This window comes from Myxococcus sp. CA056 (assembly GCF_013336715.1).
Taxonomy (GTDB): Bacteria; Myxococcota; Myxococcia; order Myxococcales; family Myxococcaceae; genus Myxococcus; species Myxococcus llanfairpwllgwyngyllgogerychwyrndrobwllllantysiliogogogochensis.
In genome coordinates this window covers 120,768-140,170 of the sequence record NZ_JABUMT010000012.1, presented here as the reverse complement: position 1 = coordinate 140,170, position 19,403 = coordinate 120,768, and the positions used below count along the sequence as shown (strand labels likewise).

The following is a 19,403-nucleotide window of genomic DNA, read 5'->3' as shown; positions in this document are numbered from 1 at the left end:
ACCGTGGCAGGACCGCTGATTGCCAAAGAGTTGCAGGCCAGCTTCCGCACCGCCCTGGAAGAGGCGCGGAAGATGAGCCACGAGTACCTGACGCTGGAACACCTGCTCCTCGCGCTCACCAAGGACTCGCGCACGCGCGAGGTCCTGAAGGCGTGTGGGGCCAACGTGAAGCGCCTCCAGGAGCGGCTCGTCTCCTTCCTGGAGGAGACGGTCGAACGCCTGCCGGACGGGGTGGAGGCCGAGCCGCAGCAGACGATTGGCGTGGAGCGCGTGCTCCACCGCGCCGCCATGCACGCCCTGTCCGCCGAGCAGAAGCTCATCGACGGGGGCGACGTGCTGGTGGCCCTCTTCCGTGAGGAGGAGAGCCAGGCCCTCTACCTGCTCCAGCAGGAGGGAGTCACCCGGCTGGATTTGCTCAACTACATCTCCCACGGCATCTCCAAGGACGAGGAGGCCGGCGACGACGACGCGTCCGAGGCCGCCCCGGGCGGAAACGCGCCCGCGGGTGACGACGACGAAGGGGAGTCCCCGCGCAAGAACCCGCTGGAGGTGTACACCACCCAGCTCAACATCGAGGCCAAGGAGGGGCGAATCGACCCGCTCATCGGCCGCGACAAGGAGCTGGAGCGCACCATCCAGGTGCTCAGCCGCCGCCGGAAGAACAACCCGCTCTACGTGGGCGAGGCGGGCGTGGGCAAGACGGCCATCGCCGAAGGCCTGGCGCTCTACATCCACGAGGGCCGCGTCCCGGAGCCCCTGAAGAACGCCGTCGTCTACTCGCTGGACATGGGCTCGCTGCTCGCGGGCACCAAGTTCCGCGGCCAGTTCGAGGAGCGGCTCAAGGGCGTGCTCAAGGCGCTCCAGGAGCAGAAGGACGCCATCCTCTTCATCGACGAAATCCACACGATTGTCGGCGCGGGCGCCACCAGTGGCGGCTCCATGGATGCGTCCAACATCCTCAAGCCGGCGCTCGCGAGCGGGAAGCTGCGCTGCATCGGCTCGACGACGTACCAGGAGTTCAAGTCGTCCTTCGAGAAGGACCGCGCGCTGTCGCGGCGCTTCCAGAAGATTGAGGTCGCCGAGCCCTCCGTCGAGGACACCGTCCTCATCCTGGAGGGACTGAAGAGCCGCTACGAGGAGCACCACGGCGTGAAGTACACGCCGGAGGCGATTCGCGCGGCGGCGGAGCTGGCGGCCAAGCACATCAATGACCGGTTCCTGCCGGACAAGGCCATCGACGTCATCGACGAGACGGGCGCGGCGGAGAAGCTCAAGCCGGAGGGCGTGCGCACCAACACCGTCACCGGCGCGGACGTGGAGGCAGTCGTCGCGAAGATGGCGAAGATTCCCGCCAAGAGCGTGTCCGCCAGCGAAGGCGTCCAGCTCCAGAATCTGGAGAAGGAGCTGCAGGCGGTCATCTTCGGGCAGGACAGCGCCATCAAGGACCTGGTCGGCGCCATCAAACTGGCGCGCTCGGGTCTGCGTGCGCCGGAGAAGCCCATCGGCTCGTTCCTCTTCTCGGGCCCCACGGGCGTGGGCAAGACGGAACTGGCCAAGCAGCTCGCGCAGACGTTGGGCGTGGAGTTCCTGCGCTACGACATGAGCGAGTACTCGGAGAAGCACACGGTGAGCCGGCTCATCGGCGCGCCTCCGGGCTACGTCGGGTTCGACCAGGGCGGCCTGCTCACGGACGCGGTGCGCAAGCATCCGTACGCAGTGGTGGTGCTGGATGAAATCGAGAAGGCCCACCCGGACCTCTTCAACATCCTGCTCCAGGTGATGGACCACGCGACGCTGACGGACAACAACGGTCGCAAGGCCGACTTCCGCAACATCGTCCTCATCCTCACCACCAACGCGGGTGCCCAGGAGATGAGCACCAAGTCCATCGGCTTCGGCGATTTGACGAAGCCGGCCGACGCGATGCGCGCGAAGAAGGCGATTGAGCGCACCTTCACGCCGGAGTTCCGCAACCGGCTGGACGGGTGGATTCTCTTCTCCGGTCTGCCGCCTGAAATCATCCTCAAGGTGGTCGACAAGGAAGTCCGCCTCCTCCAGAAGATGCTGGATGAGAAGAAGGTGAAGCTGGAGCTGACGCCGGCCGCCCGCGCGTGGCTGGCCGAGCATGGCTATGACCCGGCCTTCGGTGCCCGGCCCATGGCGCGCCTCGTGGACAACGCGCTAAAGAAGCTCCTCGCGGAGGCGCTGCTCTTCGGTGACCTGAAGAACGGCGGCACCGCCCGCTACGACGTGGACCCGGGTGGCGAGGGGCTCAAGCTCCAGGCGATTGCGGTGCAGCCCGAGCCCGCGCTGGCGTAGCAGCCCGCGCGCGGACGTCCGGAAATGAAGAGGCCCCGATTCCCAGGTGAGGGAGTCGGGGCCTCTTCGCATCCAGGGTGCCGCCGGGCGGCGCTACTCGACGCGGTAGATTTTCACCGCGCTGGAGAGCTGCTCGGAGATGATTTGCAGCGTGGTGGCCGCCTCACCCGTGGAGCCGATGCGGGCCACCGTCTCATCCATCATCTTGGAGAGGTCATTCACGGCCAGGGTGATTTGGTTGATGCCCACGTTCTGCTGGCTCACTGCGGCGGCAATCTGACGGACGGCGGCGGCGTTGTCCTGGACGATGGACGACAGCTCGCGCAGGTTCTGCCCGCTGGTGCGCACCTGGGCCAGGCCCGCCTCCATGCGCTCGGCGCCGCGCTCGGTGATTCGCACCGCGGCCGTCACCGAGTTGGCGATGTCGTCCAGGAGCTCGCGCACCCGCGTGGTCGCCTGGATGGACTGGTCCGCCAGCGCGCGGATTTCTCGCGCCACCACGCCGAAGCCCTTGCCGTGTTCCCCCGAGCGCACCGACTCAATCGCCGCGTTGAGCGCGAGCATGTTGGACTGGTCCGCCAGGTCCTTCACCGTCTGGGTGATGCCGCCAATCTGCTGCGTGCGCTCGCCCAGCTCGAGAATCTTCTGGGCAATCTCGCCCACCTGGACGCGGATGTCGTTGAGGCCCGCCATCGTCTGCTCAATCGCGGCCTCGCCCGAGCGGGCCAGCGCGTCCGCGCGCTCCGCCACGGACAACACGCTCTCCGCCTTCTGCGCGGCCAGCATGGAGGTCTGCTTGATTTCCTGCGCCGTGACTTGCGTCTCCTGGAGCGCGGCGGCCTGACGGGAGATGGTCTGCGCCTGGTCCGTGGAGGAGGTGTTGAGGTGCTCGGTGGACTGCGTGAGCGCCTGCGCGGCCTGCTGGAGGTTGAGCGTCACCTCGCGCAGCCGGGCCACCATCTGCGCGAAGGAGTTGGCCAGCCGGCCCACCTCGTCGCCGCTCTTCACCTGGATGGGACGGGTGAGGTCTCCGGACTCGACGATGTGGCCGGCGACCTCCGTCAGCTCACGCATGGGCCGGACGATGCTGCGCCCGAAGGCCGCCGCCACCGCCACGCCCAGGGCGACCAGGAGGAGCGCGAAGCCCATCATCCGCCAGCGCAGCGCGGACACCAGGTCGTCGATGTGGTCCCGGGAGATGCCCACGTGCACCGCGCCCAGCCGGCCACCGGCCACTGGCGCCGACACGTTCATCGCGTGGAGCGTCTTCCCCTCGGATTCGACCTCCAGCACGGCGCCCCAGCCCGTCTCCGCGCTCACCTCGCCCTGCGCCGCCGTCGCCTCCTTCAGCGCTTGCGGAAAGGCGCCGGGGAGGCTGTGCGCCAGGACGTTGCCGGTGGCGTCCGCCAGGAAGACGTACGTGATGTCCTCGCTGGTGCGCGACACGTCCAGCATGGGCTGGAGCGCGGCGATACCCGCCGTCACACCCTGCTCGGCGGCCACCGCCAGGCTGCGGGACAAGAGCTGCCCCTCTCCCATGTGGCTGTCGATGAGGTCGCTCTCCAGCCGCCGCGTGGCGATGCCGGTGAGGATGGCGGCCACCGTGGCGCTGACGAGCGTGGTGACGAGGACGAGCTTCGGCGCCAGTCCGAGCGACTGACGGAACTGCTGGCCAAGCTGCGTGGTGAACGAGGTCTGTTCGGTGCTCACGGCATCACCACCCGGAAAACTTCGGGACGACGCCCGCGCGAGCGCGGGGCGAATGCGAACGACTCGGGACTAGCATGCACGGGCGAGGTCATCGGCCCACTCCGCCCTCTCCGCGCCCACCGGAGCGGAAGTTGGGAGGGATGCAGCTCTGGAGGATGAGGTCCGGCACGGAGGCCAGCGGCACGCCCTGGTCCGTGGCGCGCAACTCCAGCGCCGCGCGCGGCATGCCGTAGACGACGGACGTGGCCTCGTCCTGGGAGAAGGTGACACCCCCGGCGTTGCGGATGGCCAACAGGCCCCGCGCGCCGTCCTCGCCCATGCCCGTGAGCACCACGCCACCGCTGCGCCGGCCGAACGCCGAGGCCAGCGACGACAGCAGCACATCGCCGTTGGGACAGGGCCCTCCCCGGCTGCGCTGCATGCGCGCGAGGCCCGCGGAGTCCACCAGCAAGTCCTGCCCATCCTGGGGGAAGTACACCCTGCCCGGCTCCAGCCGCTCGCCGTCCCGGGCCACGTCCACCGTCAGCGGCGTCACCTGGGACAACCAGCGCACCATGCCCTGGGTGAAGCCCACGGTGATGTGCTGGGCGATGAGCAGCGGCACCGGCAGGTCCCGGGGCAGCTTGGACAACAGCTCCGCCAGCGCGGGCGGGCCTCCGGTGGAGGCCACCACGCCGAAGACGTCCACCCGCGCGCCGATGGGCGGCGGCGTCACGGAGTTGGCGCGCTGGCGGCGGGAGATGACGGGCACCTCCGCCATGAGGCACACCGAGTGGGCCAGGTCGCGCCCCCACCGGCGCAGCTCCTCCACGTTGGTGACGTTGGGCTTGCCGATGAGCTCCAGCGCGCCGGCGCTCATCGCCTGGAAGCCCAGGTCCACGCCGCGCTGCTCCGCCACGGCGCTCACCACCAGCACCCGCGCGGGGGACTGGGACATGATGGCCGCGATGGCCGCCGGCCCGTCCAGGCCCGGCAACAGCAGGTCCATGGTGATGACGTCTGGACGGAGCAGGCGCGCGAGCTGCACGGCCCGGTTGCCATCCCCAGCCCGACCGACGACCTCGATGCGAGAGTCCTCGGTGAGCAGGGCCGTGAGCGTATTGGCCATGGTGGGCGAGTCGTCCACCACCAGCACGCGAATCGGGCGACGGGTGTTCATGCGCGCCCTCCCCTGCGACTCATCACGTCGAGCACCTCGGCGAGGAGCCGACCCGCGGCACACTCGCGCTTGCTGAGATAGCCATCCGCGCCCGCCGCCATGCCCCGCTCCCGCGCGGCGGCACTGTCATGCGCGGAGACGAGGATGACGGGCAAGGACGACGTCTCCTTCTTCTCGCGCAGGCGGGCGATGAGCTGCGTTCCGTCCATCTCCTCCATGTCCAGGTCGCAGATGACGACGTCGTACGTGTCCGTCGCCAGCCGGTCCAGGGCGCGTGCGCCACTGGCCGCCAGATGCACGCTGAAGCCACCCGCCTCCAGCATGGCCCGGTGCAGCGCGCGCGCGGTGAGCGAGTCGTCCACCACCAGCGCCCGGCGCTGCGCGGCCACCGCGGCCTGCCCCGACTCCGTCACCAGCCAGTCCGGCCGGCAGATGAGCAACAGCTCACCCCGGCTCAGCGTCGCCGCGCCCTGCCAGGCGGGCACGTCCCGCACCTCGGACGGCAGCGGACGGATGACCAGGTCCCGGTCTCCCACCACGGCGTCCACGCCCAGCGCCACGCGCTTGCCGCCACTCTGGACGATGAGCAGCGGCTGTCCCTCCACCGGAGGCGCCAGGGCCCGCAGGCCCAGCCGCGCTCCCAGGTCCACCACCGGCAACAACTGCCCCTGGTATTCCAGGTGCGCCTTGCGCTTGCCGATGCGCAGCGAGTCCGCGCGCGCCAGCTGCGTGGCCTCCACCGCCAGCATCGGCAGGCCCACCAGCTGCTCGAGCGCGCGCACCACCAGCACCGGCGAGCTGCCCAGGTCCACCGGCAGCGTCATCACGAAGCGCGTGCCCTGGCCCGGCGTGCTGTTCACCTCGATGCGGCCCTGCAGCCCCTCCACCGACGCGCGCACCGCATCCAGTCCCACGCCGCGGCCGGAGGTGTCCGTCACGTCGGAGCGGGTGCTGAAGCCGGGGCGGAAGATGAGGTCCCGCACCTGGTTCTCGTTGAGCCGCTCCGCCTCGTCGGAGGTGACGACCCCGCGCGACTCGGCCACCTTGCGCACGCGAATCACGTCGATGCCCGCGCCGTCGTCCGAGCACTCCAGGAAGAGCAGGTTGCCCTGCTGCTCGATGCGCAGCGTGAGCGCGCCCTCGTGGTGCTTGCCCGCCTTCTCGCGTTGGGACGGCATCTCCAGGCCGTGGTCCACCGCGTTTCGCAGCAGGTGCACCAGCGCGCCCTGGAGCTTCTCCAACAGGCGCCTGTCCAGCGACAGCTCCGAGCCCACGACGGACAGCCGGGCCTCCTTGCCGAGCTGGCGCGAGAGGTCTCGCACCATGCGCTGGAGCGGGTCCAGAATCGTGCGCACCGGGCGCGTGGTGATGGCCTTCAGGCCATCCTCCAGCGCGTCGACGATGTCGCTCGTCTCCTCGCCATCGGTGCGCAGCGAGCGCGACGTGCCGGACAGCAGCGTGCGCGCCTCGGCCGTCTCCGCCAGCAGCCCCTGCTTGGCCAGCACCGTCACCACGCGGTCCAGCTCGCGGCCTCGCTCCTCCACCCGCAGGCGCACCTCGCGCAGGCGCTCCACCTCGCGCATCAGCGACGTCACCTGCCGCACGCTGACCCGCCAGCCCGTGTCCGCCGACTCTGGCACCGCGTCCTGCGGATTGAGCGCCGACGCGGCCTCGACCAGCGCGTTCTCCTCGGGCGTCGCGGAGGCCTCGACGGGGGCCGACGCGGTGGCCGCGCCCGCCAGCAGCGCCCCCACCGTCTCGGGCGGGGGCCCTTCGGCCACCAACTGCGCCAGCGCGGCGGCCGGGTCGGGCAGCGCGTCACCCCGCCCATCCGCGTGGGCCTGGGCGCGCAGCATGAAGAGGTCCAGGCCGTGCAGCAGCACGTCCACCACGGACCGGGGCATCTTGCGCGTGCTCGCCTTCAGCGGAGCCAGCGCGTCCTCCAGCTTGTGGGCGATGTCGCCCAAATCCTGAAGGCCCAGGCTGGAGGCACTGCCCTTGAGGGTGTGCAGGTGCCGGCCCAGCCGGACGTAGAGCCTGGCGAGCGCGCCCGCATCCAGGCCCTCTCGCTCCAGCTCCAGCAGGTCCATGGTGACCTTCTGGATGACTTCCTGGGCCTCCACGGCGAAGCCCGTGACGAGCCCCTGCAGCATCGGGTCAACGGGCATTGCGTCCTCCCGTCGAGCGCGTGGTGAACAGGCGCTTGAGGTCGATGAGGTGGATGAGCTGGCGGTCCTGGGTGAAGACCTCCATCACCGGCCCCTCGGCGCGCACGCGCGCGGCCTCCACCACGCTCATGGGCAGGGTGGTGGGCCGGGGAATGGCCTCACAGTCCAGCGCGCACAGCTCGCCGTCGCCTCGGTCCACCACCAGCAGCACCGCCGGGTCCTGCCGCCAGCCATGGCCTCCCAGCATGGACGCGAGGCTGAGCGCGGAGAGCACCTGGCCCTGGAAGCGCAGCACCCCGACGACATGGGGGGCGGACAGCGGCACCGGCGTCACCATGCGCAGCGGCAGCGCCGCGCGGAGCATCTCCAGGGAGAGCGCGTAGCGCTCCTCGCCCAGGGGGAACTCGGCGATCCAATGCACCGCCTCCTCGACGGTTGTCTCCGCCTGCTCACGCAGCCGGGACGCGCGCCGCTCCAGGAGCTCCACCGCCTCCTGCTCCTGAGCCTCCTCCATGCTCCGAGGAAGGATTTTCATTCGAGCGCCCCCAGGTTGAGGTAGGCGTCAGCGGACGCCTGATAGAACCGCGCCGGAAGGGCTTCGGGCCCGTCCACGAGCTGGTCCGGAGGAAGTCTCTCCGCGCGCATGCGCAGAGCCCGCATCAGCGGCACCGCCGCCTCGCGAGCCCCGGAGCGCTCGCGCAGGAGCGCCAGCTCCAGCAGGCCCGGCAGATAGTCGGGCGCCTGACGCACCAGCGACTCCAGCACCGCCGACGCACCGTCCACGTCGCCCCCTTCGATTCGCTCCAGCGCCTCCAGGTGGAGTCGCGCGGGCGGCGGCGGCGGCGTCACCTGCGCGCGCACGGGCGCGGGCGTGGCCATGGGACGACGGATGAGGGGCGCGGGCGGCGCGGCGCGCTCCACGAAGCGGGGCACGGGCGTGGGCGAGGCGGACTCGCCCGGCCCCAGCAGACGGAACGTCTGGAGCTCCGGCGTGCCCTCGCGAACCATGCCCGCGGGCACCCGGTCCGCTTCCACGGCGCCCAGGAAGAGCAACCCGCCCGGATTGAGCGCCCGGGCCAGCAGGGCGATGGCCGCTTCCCGCGCGGACAGGGAGAAGTAGGTGAGCACGTTGCGGCAGAAGATGAAGTCGAAGCGGCCAAAGCGCTCGGGCAGCGGCGCCAGCAGGTTGGACTGCGCGAAGGAGGTGATGCGCCGGACGACGGGGAGGATGGTGACCTGTCGGTCCACGCCGTCCAGATAGAGCGGGAAGAGGCGGGGCGCCGACTCGCGCCGGGACCAGGTGCCGTACGAGGCACGCCGCGCCGTCTCCAGGCTGGCCTCGTGCAGGTCCGTGCCCAGCACCTCCACCGGGAAGCCGTGGGGCACGGAGGCTTGCAGCGCGGCGGCCAGCGAGTACGCCTCCTCGCCCGTGGCGCAGCCCGCGCTCCAGCCGCGCAGCGCCAGCGAGCCCCGGCGCAGGGCCGCGGGCACGCCGACCTGGGAGAGGTAGCGGAAGTGCTCGGGCTGGCGGAAGAAGTACGTCTCCCCCACCAGGGCCGCGCGCACCAGCGTGCCGGACAGCGTCGACTGGGGAAAGAGCATCTCCCCCAGCAGGTCCGCCGACGAGCGTCCGCGCGCCAGCTCTCCACGCACGACGCGCTCCATCGCCTCGTTGGCGATGGCGTCGTCGCGGAAGCCGGTGATGGATGACACCACCTCCCGCGCTCGGGTCAAAAGCCGCGGGTCGAGCTCTGCGCTCATGCGCTCCGCCTGGCCTCCGCGGCCTCGACCATCCGAGGCAGCTCCCGCAGCAGGCCGCGCGCGACGAACACCCGCGGGTCCAGGATGGGCAGCAGGTGGCCACCCGAGCGCAACATGCCGATGAGCCCCTCGCGCAGCGGGCCGTGGTCCGCGCCGCCCACACGCTCGCGCCGGTCGATGTCCGCCGCCGCGTACTCCTCCGGGTCCTTCACCGTGTCCACCGCGAGCGCCAGCGCCACCCCGTCCACCTGGATGACCACCAGCATGCGCTCCACGCGCGGCATCGAGTGCTCCACGCTCAGCCGCCGCGCCACGTCCAGCACGCACAGCGCCTCGCCCCGCACCTCCACGTATTCACGCAGGTACGAAGGCGCCGTGGGCAACGGCCGCGTCGCCGGGTGCAGCAGCACCTCGCGCACCGAGTCCAGGGGAATGGCGAACTCCAGCGTGCCCACCGTCACCCGCAGCACCAGCAGCGAGCCGGTGCGCGCGCGCCGCCGCGAGTTGGCCAGCGCCTCTCCCACCGCGAGCAGGAGCTCGTCGGCGCGGAAGGGCTTGGCCAGGAACGTCTCCGCCCCCAACCCGATGCACGCCTCCGCGCGAGACTTCTCCGAGGAGATGATGATGACGGGGATGTCCACCGTGGCGGAGTCGGACTTCATCCGCTGGAGGACCTCGTCGCCGTCCATCTCCGGCATGGACAGGTCCAGCAACACCGCGGCGGGCCGCAGGCGGGAGACCTTCTCCAACGCCTCGCGGCCGTTGCTCGCCGTGTGGATGGTGTAGTGGCCGGAGAGGATGGCGCGCTCGAGCGCCAGGATGGCGTCGCTGTCGTCGACGAGCAGCAGGGACGGCAGGCTCACGGCATCAGGCCTTGGACAGGAACTGACGGACGGTCTCCGTCAGCTCGTGGTGGGACACCGGCTTCTGGATGAAGGCGTTGGCGCCCGCCTCCGTGCCGCGCTGGCGCAGGTCCACGCTCTTCTCCGCCGTCAACAGCAGGATGGGCACCGTGCGCAGCTGCGCGTTGCGGCTGGCCCTCACCTCCTTGACGAAGGTGATGCCATCCATCCCTGGCATGTTGATGTCCGCGATGACCAGGTTCACCGGGACGAGCTGGAGGATCTTCAGTGCGCGTGTCGCATCGTCCGCCTCCAGCGCCTCCACCCGGAGGTTCATGAGGTAGATCTTGACGATGTTCCGAACGGTCGGGCTGTCGTCCACCAGCAAGACCTTGGTGCTGTTGGTGCTCACGGTGCCACGGCTCCTGCGCAAAGGCTCGCCCACGCGGCGGGATACCCCTGCGAAACGTTGGAGACTCTACCGTGAGGCCTCACACGGTAGATAGCGGGGGGGTCCGCCCGCCGTGACAGCGGGCGGGCAGGTGTCGGATGACCTCGGGGTTCGCCCCCTCCGGCCTACTCGCTCGCCGGCTTGGATGCTGCGGGCTGTGCCCCCTCGTCCGCCTTGAGGTCCACCGGCGGTGCGCCAATCGCGTGGTAGCCACCGTCCACGTGGATCATTTCGCCCGTGGTGGAGGGCAGCCAGTCGGACAACAAGGCGCACGCGGTCTTGGAGACCATGTCGTGGCTGTCCTTGGAGTTCCAGCCCAGGGGGGCCTGCTTGCCCCAGCCCTGCTCCAGCGCCTTGAAGCCGGGGATGCCCTTCGCCGCCATGGTGGCCAGCGGCCCCGCGGCCAGGATGTTCACCCGGATGCCCTTGGGGCCCAAATCGCGCGCCAGGTAGCGCGCGGTGGACTCCAGCGCGGCCTTGCACACGCCCATCCAGTCGTAGATGGGCCACGCCACGTTCTGGTTGTCGAAGTCCAGCGCGACGATGGAGCCGCCCGGGGGCATCAGCGGCATGCACGCCACGGCGAGCTCCTTCAGGGAGAACGCGGAGATGCGGAACGCCGTCTGGACACTCTCCCAGGGCGTGTTGAGGAAGTTGCCGCCCAGCGCGTCGTCCGGGGCATAGCCGATGCTGTGCAGCACCCCGTCCACCCGGCCCCAGCGCTGCTTGAGCGACTCCGTGAGCGCCGTGAAGTGGGCGGGGTTCGTCACGTCCAGCTCCAACACCTCGGTGCCCGCCTTGAGGCGCTTGGCGCTGCGCTCGGTGAGCGACTTGGCCCGGCCAAAGCCGGTCAGGACGATGTCCGCGCCCTGCGCGAGCGCGTGCTCGGCGATGCCGAAGGCGAGGGACTGGGGAGTGAGGACCCCGGTGATGAGCAGCTTCTTACCCTGGAGCAGCATGTGCGGCGGCCTCGTGGGAGAGGAAGGGGTGGGGAGCGGGCTGTCTAGCACTCCTTTCGCCCGAAACGGGACGAAACGGGCGATGGGAGTCCCCGGGTGTCCGGGTCTTCCCATCCCGGGGAGGAAGCAGGGTTTCGGTCCGTGGGAATTCCAAGGGTGAAGCTGCGCTCAACAGGGGCATGAATCCTCCTGCTCCCCTGAAGCGGCCATACCCCTGGGGTGCCCCCCGAGGCTCAACAAAGATGCCGCGAAAAACCCCCAACGGGGCGCCCTTCCAGTAAAAGACGACACCGCCATGGCGAACTTCCAGGACACGTTCCTTTCCGGCGCCAACATCGACTTCATCGAGGGGCTCTACGCCCGCTATCTCGAGGACCCCGCCAGCGTGGATTCAAGCTGGCGCGAGGTGTTCGAGCGAAACGATGGTGCCGGCCGTCCCATCTTCAACGCGAAGCTGCTGGAGGCCCCCACGCCGGCCGCACCCGCGGCCAAGGCCAATGGCAAGGCTCCGGCCGCGGCCCAGACGCCCGCGCCCGCCGCCGCTGCCCCCGTGGCTCCCGCCAGCACGGCCCAGGCCCAGGCGCTGGAGCTGCAGTCGAAGGTGGACCAGGCGCTGTTCGCCTTCCGCCTGCGCGGCCACCTGCGCGCGAACCTGGATCCGCTCGGCCGCCCGCGCCCCGCGCTGGAGCACGTCGCGGACGTGGGCATGGTGGACGACAGCCACTTCTCCGCGCGCGAGCGTGAGCAGGAGGTGGAGAGCAGCAACACCTTCCCGCAGCAGCGCGTGAAGCTTGGCGACCTCCTGACGCGCCTGCACAGGACCTACACCGGCAGCATCGGCGTGGAGGTGATGCAGATCCTCGACAGCCAGCGCCGCCGCTGGCTGATGCAGCGGATGGAGCACAGCGAGAACCGCACGGACTTCACCGTGGAGGATCAGCGCCACCTGCTCACCAAGCTCTCCTACGCGGAGGGCTTCGAGAACTTCCTCCACACCAAGTACGTGGGCGCCAAGCGCTTCAGCCTGGACGGTGGCGAGGCGCTCATCCCCATGCTGGATGCCATCGCCGAGGTCGGCTCGGGCATGGGCCTGAAGGAGATCGTCATCGGCATGGCCCACCGCGGCCGCCTCAACGTGCTGACGAACATCCTGGGCAAGCAGCCCAGCCAGATCTTCAGCGAGTTCGACGGCCCCAAGGACCCCAAGGCGTACCTGGGTCGCGGCGACGTGAAGTACCACATGGGCTTCTCGTCGGACCACACCACGCGCCAGGGCAAGAACGTGCACCTGTCGCTGGCCTTCAATCCCAGCCATCTGGAGGCCGTCAATCCAGTGGTGGAGGGCCGCGTGCGCGCCAAGCAGGAGCGCGGCGGGGACACCGAGCGCGTGGGCGTCATGCCCCTGCTCATCCACGGCGACGCGGCCTTCATGGGCCAGGGCGTCGTCGCGGAGACGCTCAACCTGTCCGGCCTCAAGGGCTACGCGACGGGCGGCACCATCCACGTCGTCATCAACAACCAGGTCGGCTTCACCACCGACCCGCATGACTCCCGCTCCTCCATCTACGCCACGGCCATCGCGCAGATGCTGGACATCCCCATCTTCCATGTGAACGGGGATGACCCGGAGGCGTGCGTCCACGTGGCGCGGCTGGCGGCCGAGTACCGGCAGACGTTCCACAGCGACGTGGTCATCGACCTCATCTGCTACCGGCGCTACGGCCACAACGAGGGTGACGACCCGTCCTTCACCCAGCCGGCGATGTACGAGCTCATCCGCAAGCACCCGACGGTGCGCACGCTCTACGCGAAGGCGCTGGCGGAGCAGTCGCGCATCTCCGCGGAGGACTCGGAGGCCATCAAGCAGCGCTGCCTCCAGGAGTTCGACGCGGCGCTCGTCCGCGCACGGCAGGAGAGCCAGTTCAAGGAGCCCAGCGCGTTGGAGGGCCTGTGGAAGCCCTACCAGGGCGGCTCGGTGAAGAACGCGCCCCAGGTCGCCACCCGCGTGGACAAGGCGAAGCTGCGCGGCGCGCTCCAGCAACTGAGCACGGTGCCCGAGGGCTTCCATGTCCACCGCGACGTGGAGCGCACCGTCATCAAGAAGCGCCTGGGCATGCTGGACAGCGAGGAACTGCAGTGGAGCGAGGGCGAGACGCTCGCCTACGCCACCCTGCTCTCCGAGGGCCACCCGGTGCGCCTGTCCGGTCAGGACTGCGAGCGCGGCACGTTCAGCCACCGCCACGCGGTGCTGCACGACGTGCAGACGGGCGAGGAGTACACGCCGCTCAAGCAGTTCGCCACCGGCCGCGCCAGCTTCCAGGTCGTCAACAGCGCCCTGTCGGAGATGGGCGTGTTGGGCTTCGAGTACGGCTACAGCCTGGACGTGCCGGACGGCCTCACCATCTGGGAAGCCCAGTTCGGTGACTTCGCCAACGGCGCGCAAATCATCATCGACCAGTTCATCGCGGCGGCGGAGAGCAAGTGGCGCCGGCTCAGCGGCATCACCCTGCTCTTGCCGCACAGCTACGAGGGCCAGGGCCCCGAGCACTCGAGCGCTCGCCTGGAGCGCTTCCTGGATTTGTCCGCCGAGGACAACATCCAGGTCTGCTACCCCACCACGCCCGCGCAGATCTTCCACCTCCTGCGCCGTCAGGTGCTGCGCCCGGTGCGCAAGCCCCTGGTCATCATGTCGCCCAAGAGCCTGCTGCGCCGGCCGGAGGCCACCAGCAAGCTGGACGAGCTGGCCACGGGCTCCTTCCAGGAGGTCATCCTGGACAAGGTCGCCCCGGAAGGCGTGACGCGGCTGCTGCTCTGCAGCGGCAAGGTCTATTACGACCTGGTGAAGGCGCGCGACGAGCGCAAGGACGACAGCATCGCCATCGTCCGGCTGGAGCAGCTCTACCCGTTCCCCTTCGACGAGCTGGCCAACCTGGTCGGCAAGCTGCCGAAGCTCGCGGAGATCTTCTGGGTGCAGGAGGAGCCCCGGAACGCCGGCGCGTGGCACTTCATGTTCCCGCGACTGCACGACCTGGCTTCGTCGCGCTCGCAGCAGCAGGTGAAGTTGGGCTACATCGGCCGCGCGGAGGCCGCCAGCCCCGCAACCGGCTTCCCCAAGACTCACGAAATCGAGCAACAGCTCATCATCGAGGAAGCCATCTTCCGAGGGACCAAGAATGGCCGTTGAACTGAAAGTGCCCCCGCTGGGCGAGTCCATCACCGAAGCAGTCGTCGGCAAGTGGAACAAGAAGCAGGGTGACGCGGTGTCCGCGGACGAGCCGCTCGTCGTCCTGGAGACCGACAAGGTCACCATCGACGTGCCCTCGCCCTCGGCCGGCTCCCTGGCCAGCGTCGCCTTCAAGGAGGGCGACAAGGTGCGCGTGGGTGACGTGCTCGGCCTCATCGAGGCGGGTGCCGGCGCTCCCGCCGCGAAGCCCGCCGCCGCTCCGGCTCCCGCCGCGGCTGCTGCCCCGGCCCCTGTCGCCGCCGCCCCCGCCGACGCTGGCGCGGACGCGCGGATGACGCCCACCGCCCGGAAGATGGCGGAGGACAACAAGCTGGACGTCACCCAGCTCAAGGGCAGCGGCACCGCCGGCCGCATCACCAAGGAGGACGTGCTCGGTCAGCTCAACCGCCCGGCCGCGCCTTCCCAGCCCGCCGCCCCCGCCCAGCCCTCGGGCCCCCGCCCCAACGCCGCCCGCGAGGAGCGCGTCCGCATGACGCCCCTGCGCAAGCGCGTGGCGGAGCGCCTCATCCAGGCCCAGTCCAACGCCGCCCTGCTCACCACCTTCAACGAGGTGGACATGGGCGAGGTGATGGCGCTGCGCAAGAAGTACAACGAGAAGTTCCAGGCGAAGCACGGCGTGAAGCTGGGCTTCATGAGCTTCTTCGTCCGCGCGTCGATTGAAGCCCTCAAGGCCTTCCCCCAGGTCAACGCGGAGATTGACGGCGAAGACGTCATCTTCAAGCACTACTACGACATCGGCGTGGCGGTGAGCGGCAGCCGCGGCCTCGTCGTCCCCGTCCTGCGCAACGCGGACAAGCTGTCCCTGGCGGAGCTGGAGAAGGGCGTCGCGGACCTGGGCACCCGGGCTCGCAACGACAAGCTGGGCCTGGCCGACCTCCAGGGCGGCACCTTCACCATCACCAACGGCGGCATCTTCGGTTCCATGCTGTCCACGCCCATCATCAACCCGCCGCAGACGGGCATCCTGGGCATGCACAACATCGTGGACCGCGCCGTCGTCCGCGACGGGCAGATTGTCATCCGCCCCATCATGTATGTCGCACTCACCTACGACCACCGGCTCATCGATGGCCGCGAGGCCGTCCAGTTCCTCGTGCGCGTGAAGGAGTGCATCGAGGACCCGGAGCGCCTTCTCCTCGACGTCTGAGTTGTAGGTGACGCGCCGCGCCGCGACTTACCAGGGAGGCCCGAGCTCAGTGCAACTCGGGCATTCCAGGCCGCTGGCTGGACTTCCAGGCAGGCGTTTCACTACAACTGGACATTGTCTCCCGGTCGTCGGGGGGCGGGAAGAACGGGCGGCTCTCACACGTCGCCCCGCGAGACTGAAGGAAGTGCAATGGCAACCGGTACCGTGAAGTGGTTCAACGACGCGAAGGGCTTCGGCTTCATCACCCAGGACGGCGGAGGTGAGGACGTTTTCTGCCACCACACCGCCATCAACATGGATGGCTTCCGCACCCTCGCCGAGGGTCAGAAGGTGGAGTTCGAGGTGACGCGCGGCCCCAAGGGTCTGCAGGCGCAGAACGTTCGCGCGGGCTGAAACGTCGTCGTAGGTCCTGGCCCTTCCGCGCGGAGGGCCGATGAACGGAGGCCCGCCCCTGGAGTTGAGGGAACCGGGCCTCTTGCTTTTGCGGGGTACGGGGACAGGCCCCGGGCGCGAACGCCCGGAGCCCGGAATCACATCACAGGTTCTTCTTGAAGTGCTCCATGACGCGCTCCCACTGGCGCTCCTTCACCAGCGGGTCCGGCACCATGTGCGTCAGGCCGCTGAGCGGCAGGAGTTCATGGGGCTTGCCGGCGCGGAAGAGCGCATCGCTGAGCTTGAGCGTGTGGAAGAAGTACACGTTGTCATCCGCGGTGCCGTGGATGAGCAGCAGCTTGCCAATGGGCTTGTCCGTCTTCGCGTAGGTGAGCAGCGAGCTCTTCTCGTACGCCTCCGGGTGCTCCTGGGGCAGGCCCAGGTAGCGCTCGGTGTAGTGGGTGTCGTAGTCGAGCCAGTCCACCACCGGGGCGCCGGCCACCGCGGCCTTGAAGACGTCTGGGCGCTGGAGGGCGGCGAGCGCGGCCATGTAGCCGCCGAAGCTCCAGCCCTCGATGCCCACGCGGTTGATGTCGATTTCCGGCAGCACCTTCGCCAGCTCCTGGATGGCGGCGGCCTGGTCTTCAATCGTGATGGTGGCGAAGTCGTACTTCACCTCGCGCTCCCACGCGGCGCCGCGCAGCGGGGTGCCGCGCCCGTCGAACTTCACGACGATGAAGCCGTGGTCCGCCATCCACTGCGGCATCAGGTGCGCCGCCATGCTGTGGTGGACGACGGTGGTGGTGGGGCCGCCGTAGACCTCCACGATGACGGGCAGCTTCTTGCCCGCCTTGAAGTCACGCGGGCGGGTGATGGAGGCCCAGAAGCCCTTGGGGCCCACCTGCCGCACCTCGGTGTTGGGGATGAAGGGCGGCTCCTGCGCGACTTCGGGCAGCTCGCCCAGCTTCGTCCCATCCGCGCGCAGCACCTGGGTGCGGCTCATGCTCTTCAGGCTGGAGCCGTTGACGACGAGCACGTTGCCGTCGCGTGAGGCGGAGCCGCCTTCGACGCCGTCCTTGTTGCCCGTCACGCGCTCCGGCGCGCCGCCCGCCTTCACGCGCCACAGCGCGCTCTGCGTGGGGTTGGGGCCGCCGTTGAAGTACAGGGTGTGGTCCTTCTGGACGAAGCGCGTCATGCCGCGGAAGCCCGCGTCCGGCTTCACCACGCTGCGCTCCAGCGAGCCGTCCGCCTTGCGCTGCTCCACCTCGGGGCCGCCGTTGCGCTCGGTGTACCAGAGGAAGCCACTGCCATCCTCGAGCCACAGCGGGAAGTCCTGCTCCAGGTTGAGCCAGGCGGAATCCTTCTCCACCAGCAGCTCGCGCGTCTTGCCCGTGGCGGGGTCCACCGCGAGCAGCTGCTGCTCGGTCTGCACCCGGTTCTGCACGAGGATGGTGAGCGGGGCGCCCTTCGCCCACGTCACGGTGGCCAGGTACGGGTACTTCGCCGCATCCCACTGGACCCAGGTCGTCTTGCCGCCGGTGACGGGGGTGACACCCAGGCGCACCTTGGCGTTGGGCTTGCCGGGGCGCGGGTACGCGAAGATTTCGCCGCCGCGCTCGGGGTGCATCACATCGACGATGGTGAGCTTCTCCACCTCGGCGGTATCGGACTCGGTGTAGGCCACCGACTTCGCGTCCGGGCTCCACCAGTAACCGGAGAAGCGGCTCATCTCCTCCTGGGCGACGAACTCGGCCACGCCGTGCGACTTCGCGTCGGAGCCGCCCTTGGTGACCCGCTGTTCCTTGTTCGCGGCGACGTCGATTCGGTAGACGTCATTGTCCCGGACATAGGCCACCTGCTTGCCGTCCAGGGAGAAGCGCGGGTCCAGCACGCCGGGGCCCGTCTTGAGCTCCGTCACCTTGCCGCTGGCGCGCTCCACCACGTAGAGGCGGCCGGACAAGGGGACGAGCAGGCGCGTGCCGTCATCCGAAACCTGGTACGAGGTGAAGCCTCGGGCGCTGACGCGCATGCGCTCGCGGCGGGCCTTCTCCTCGGGGGTGAGCGTCTCGTCGGAGCCCTTGAGAATCGCCTCGGGAGTGAGGACCTCCTTCGTCTGCCCGGACGCCACGTCGAACGCGTAGAGCGTCTGCACGTTGGAGGTGGGCTGGGTGCGAAGGAAGAGGACCTGCTTCTCGTCGGGGGTGATTTTGATGCTCACCGGGCGACCGCTCGAGAAGTTGCGGGTCTCCGTGAGCTGTCGCAGGAAGGTGTCTTGCTTCCGCTCCGTCTGGGACATGGGTAGGGGCTTCATCTCCTGGGCGAGTGCGGACGTGCTCACGAAGAGGAGCGCGGCGGTAAGTACCTGGCGCATGGGTCGTCGAAATCCCGCCGGTGGCGGGGCTCCTTTCACGGAAAGGTGCGGGGGAGCCTACACTCGGCCGCCGCGCAAGCTGAGCAAACCCACAACGGACGTGAGGATTCCCGAGGGATGCAGACCGAAGACGACGCCCCGCGGCACCTGAGGCTGGCGGGCATCATCCGACTGGGGCTGGGAGGCGGGCGAGGGCCCTCGGACGCCTATGTCTTCGACCCCCATCGGCTGGCGCTCCCTTCGTGGGCGTGCGCGCTCGGGGAGTCGGGCTCCCCTGCCCTCCTGGTGACGCTCGACAGGCACCTGGACGTGGTGGTGCCGCGAGAGCCCGGGAAGGTGCCCGACCGCTCGGCGGGACTGCGCGCGCTGGACGAGCACGCCCGGTGGTCGCTGGACGTGCGCAACTACGACCACATCCTCGCGGCCATGGAGGCGGGGCTGGTGGGGGATGCCTTGCTGGTGGCCAGGACTCGGCCCCGGGGCTCCTTCGCGGGCGAGACCTACGTGGACACGAAGGGTCGCTCGCACCGACTGGTGGTGGTGCCCACCGTGGACCGCGCGTCCGAGGCGTGGAATCACCCCGCGCCCGGTGACGCGGTGCGAGATGTCCTGGAGCGCGCGGACCAGGTGTTGCTCGACATCGACCTGGACTGCTTCACGTCGCTGAGCGACGCGGACCCGACGACGGTGATTCCGTGGCCTCGCGCCATCATCCGCGAGTTCCTCCTGCCCGAGGGCTCCGAGGATTTCTGGGACGCGGTGCTGAAGCGCACGGTGGCGATGACGCTGGCGCGCGAGCCGCATCACTGCGGTGGATTGCTCGCCTCCGGTGAGTTGTTCCGCGATGCGGCGGAGGTTCTGTTCCGCGAGCTACTGCGCGTCGAGCCGCCGTGAGGCACG

The 19,403-nt window shown here is 69.5% G+C and carries 14 protein-coding genes; 5 read left to right on the top strand and 9 right to left on the bottom strand.

Going from position 1 to position 19,403, the window contains the following annotated elements; translation table 11 throughout:
* Nucleotides 1-3 precede the first annotated feature (3 nt).
* On the top strand, nt 4-2,319 hold the full coding sequence (clpA, locus tag HUA76_RS34105; RefSeq protein WP_174457596.1) for an ATP-dependent Clp protease ATP-binding subunit ClpA: 2,316 nt from the start codon (nt 4-6) through the stop codon (nt 2,317-2,319).
* A gap of 93 nt (nt 2,320-2,412) precedes the next feature.
* On the opposite strand, the gene HUA76_RS34100 is transcribed toward clpA, so the two are convergent.
* The 8 genes from HUA76_RS34100 to fabI form a co-directional block, all read right to left on the bottom strand.
* On the bottom strand, nt 2,413-4,029 hold the full coding sequence (locus tag HUA76_RS34100) for a methyl-accepting chemotaxis protein (RefSeq protein WP_174457597.1): 1,617 nt from the start codon (nt 4,027-4,029) through the stop codon (nt 2,413-2,415).
* An 88-nt stretch (nt 4,030-4,117) separates the two neighbouring features.
* A complete protein-coding gene (locus HUA76_RS34095; RefSeq protein WP_174457598.1) occupies nt 4,118-5,188 on the bottom strand; it encodes a chemotaxis protein CheB in 1,071 nt (356 codons plus the stop codon).
* Nucleotides 5,185-7,356 carry a response regulator gene (locus HUA76_RS34090; protein ID WP_174463189.1) on the bottom strand — a complete coding sequence of 724 codons (2,172 nt, stop codon included), beginning with the start codon at nt 7,354-7,356 and terminating at the stop codon, nt 5,185-5,187. The genes HUA76_RS34095 and HUA76_RS34090 overlap by 4 nt, the downstream gene beginning before the upstream one ends.
* The gene (locus HUA76_RS34085) at nt 7,346-7,891 is read right to left on the bottom strand and encodes a chemotaxis protein CheW (protein WP_141645693.1); all 546 of its coding nucleotides are present in this window, start codon (nt 7,889-7,891) and stop codon (nt 7,346-7,348) included. The genes HUA76_RS34090 and HUA76_RS34085 overlap by 11 nt, the downstream gene beginning before the upstream one ends.
* Nucleotides 7,888-9,117, bottom strand: coding sequence for a protein-glutamate O-methyltransferase CheR (locus HUA76_RS34080; RefSeq protein ID WP_174463188.1), 1,230 nt, complete (start codon nt 9,115-9,117; stop codon nt 7,888-7,890). Before HUA76_RS34080 ends, HUA76_RS34085 begins: the two co-directional genes overlap by 4 nt.
* Nucleotides 9,114-9,980 carry a response regulator gene (locus HUA76_RS34075; RefSeq protein ID WP_141645695.1) on the bottom strand — a complete coding sequence of 289 codons (867 nt, stop codon included), beginning with the start codon at nt 9,978-9,980 and terminating at the stop codon, nt 9,114-9,116. The genes HUA76_RS34080 and HUA76_RS34075 overlap by 4 nt, the downstream gene beginning before the upstream one ends.
* 4 nt (nt 9,981-9,984) lie before the next feature.
* Complete coding sequence (locus tag HUA76_RS34070; protein WP_141645696.1) at nt 9,985-10,371, bottom strand: response regulator; 387 nt, start codon at nt 10,369-10,371, stop codon at nt 9,985-9,987.
* Between the two features lie 164 nt (nt 10,372-10,535).
* Nucleotides 10,536-11,369, bottom strand: a complete 834-nt coding sequence (gene fabI / locus HUA76_RS34065) for an enoyl-ACP reductase FabI (protein WP_141645697.1) — start codon at nt 11,367-11,369, stop codon at nt 10,536-10,538.
* 295 nt (nt 11,370-11,664) lie between these two features.
* On the opposite strand from fabI, the gene HUA76_RS34060 reads away from it, so the two are divergent.
* The 3 genes from HUA76_RS34060 to HUA76_RS34050 all read left to right on the top strand — a co-directional run bounded on the left by HUA76_RS34060 (nt 11,665) and on the right by HUA76_RS34050 (nt 16,153).
* Nucleotides 11,665-14,553, top strand: coding sequence for a 2-oxoglutarate dehydrogenase E1 component (locus HUA76_RS34060; protein WP_174457601.1), 2,889 nt, complete (start codon nt 11,665-11,667; stop codon nt 14,551-14,553).
* Nucleotides 14,543-15,760: a 2-oxoglutarate dehydrogenase complex dihydrolipoyllysine-residue succinyltransferase gene (gene odhB / locus HUA76_RS34055; protein ID WP_174457602.1), complete on the top strand. Its 1,218-nt coding sequence runs from the start codon at nt 14,543-14,545 to the stop codon at nt 15,758-15,760. The genes HUA76_RS34060 and odhB overlap by 11 nt, the downstream gene beginning before the upstream one ends.
* Nucleotides 15,761-15,949: 189 nt before the next feature.
* Complete coding sequence (locus tag HUA76_RS34050) at nt 15,950-16,153, top strand: cold-shock protein (RefSeq protein ID WP_015352191.1); 204 nt, start codon at nt 15,950-15,952, stop codon at nt 16,151-16,153.
* 142 nt (nt 16,154-16,295) lie between these two features.
* On the opposite strand, the gene HUA76_RS34045 is transcribed toward HUA76_RS34050, so the two are convergent.
* Nucleotides 16,296-18,503 (bottom strand): S9 family peptidase, encoded by a 2,208-nt coding sequence (locus HUA76_RS34045; protein ID WP_174457603.1) that lies wholly within the window; start codon nt 18,501-18,503, stop codon nt 16,296-16,298.
* A gap of 117 nt (nt 18,504-18,620) precedes the next feature.
* Between HUA76_RS34045 and HUA76_RS34040 the strand changes: the two genes are divergently transcribed.
* Nucleotides 18,621-19,397, top strand: a complete 777-nt coding sequence (locus HUA76_RS34040) for a UPF0489 family protein (RefSeq protein ID WP_141648867.1) — start codon at nt 18,621-18,623, stop codon at nt 19,395-19,397.
* Nucleotides 19,398-19,403 lie beyond the last annotated feature (6 nt).

Coding starts and splice junctions, on each gene's coding strand:
- HUA76_RS34095 (WP_174457598.1), bottom strand. CDS start 5,188: ATGAACACCCGTCGCCCGATTCGCGTGCTGGTGGTGGACGACTCGCCC.
- HUA76_RS34090 (WP_174463189.1), bottom strand. CDS start 7,356: ATGCCCGTTGACCCGATGCTGCAGGGGCTCGTCACGGGCTTCGCCGTG.
- HUA76_RS34085 (WP_141645693.1), bottom strand. CDS start 7,891: ATGAAAATCCTTCCTCGGAGCATGGAGGAGGCTCAGGAGCAGGAGGCG.
- HUA76_RS34080 (WP_174463188.1), bottom strand. CDS start 9,117: ATGAGCGCAGAGCTCGACCCGCGGCTTTTGACCCGAGCGCGGGAGGTG.
- fabI (WP_141645697.1), bottom strand. CDS start 11,369: ATGCTGCTCCAGGGTAAGAAGCTGCTCATCACCGGGGTCCTCACTCCC.
- HUA76_RS34060 (WP_174457601.1), top strand. CDS start 11,665: ATGGCGAACTTCCAGGACACGTTCCTTTCCGGCGCCAACATCGACTTC.
- odhB (WP_174457602.1), top strand. CDS start 14,543: ATGGCCGTTGAACTGAAAGTGCCCCCGCTGGGCGAGTCCATCACCGAA.
- HUA76_RS34050 (WP_015352191.1), top strand. CDS start 15,950: ATGGCAACCGGTACCGTGAAGTGGTTCAACGACGCGAAGGGCTTCGGC.
- HUA76_RS34045 (WP_174457603.1), bottom strand. CDS start 18,503: ATGCGCCAGGTACTTACCGCCGCGCTCCTCTTCGTGAGCACGTCCGCA.
- HUA76_RS34040 (WP_141648867.1), top strand. CDS start 18,621: ATGCAGACCGAAGACGACGCCCCGCGGCACCTGAGGCTGGCGGGCATC.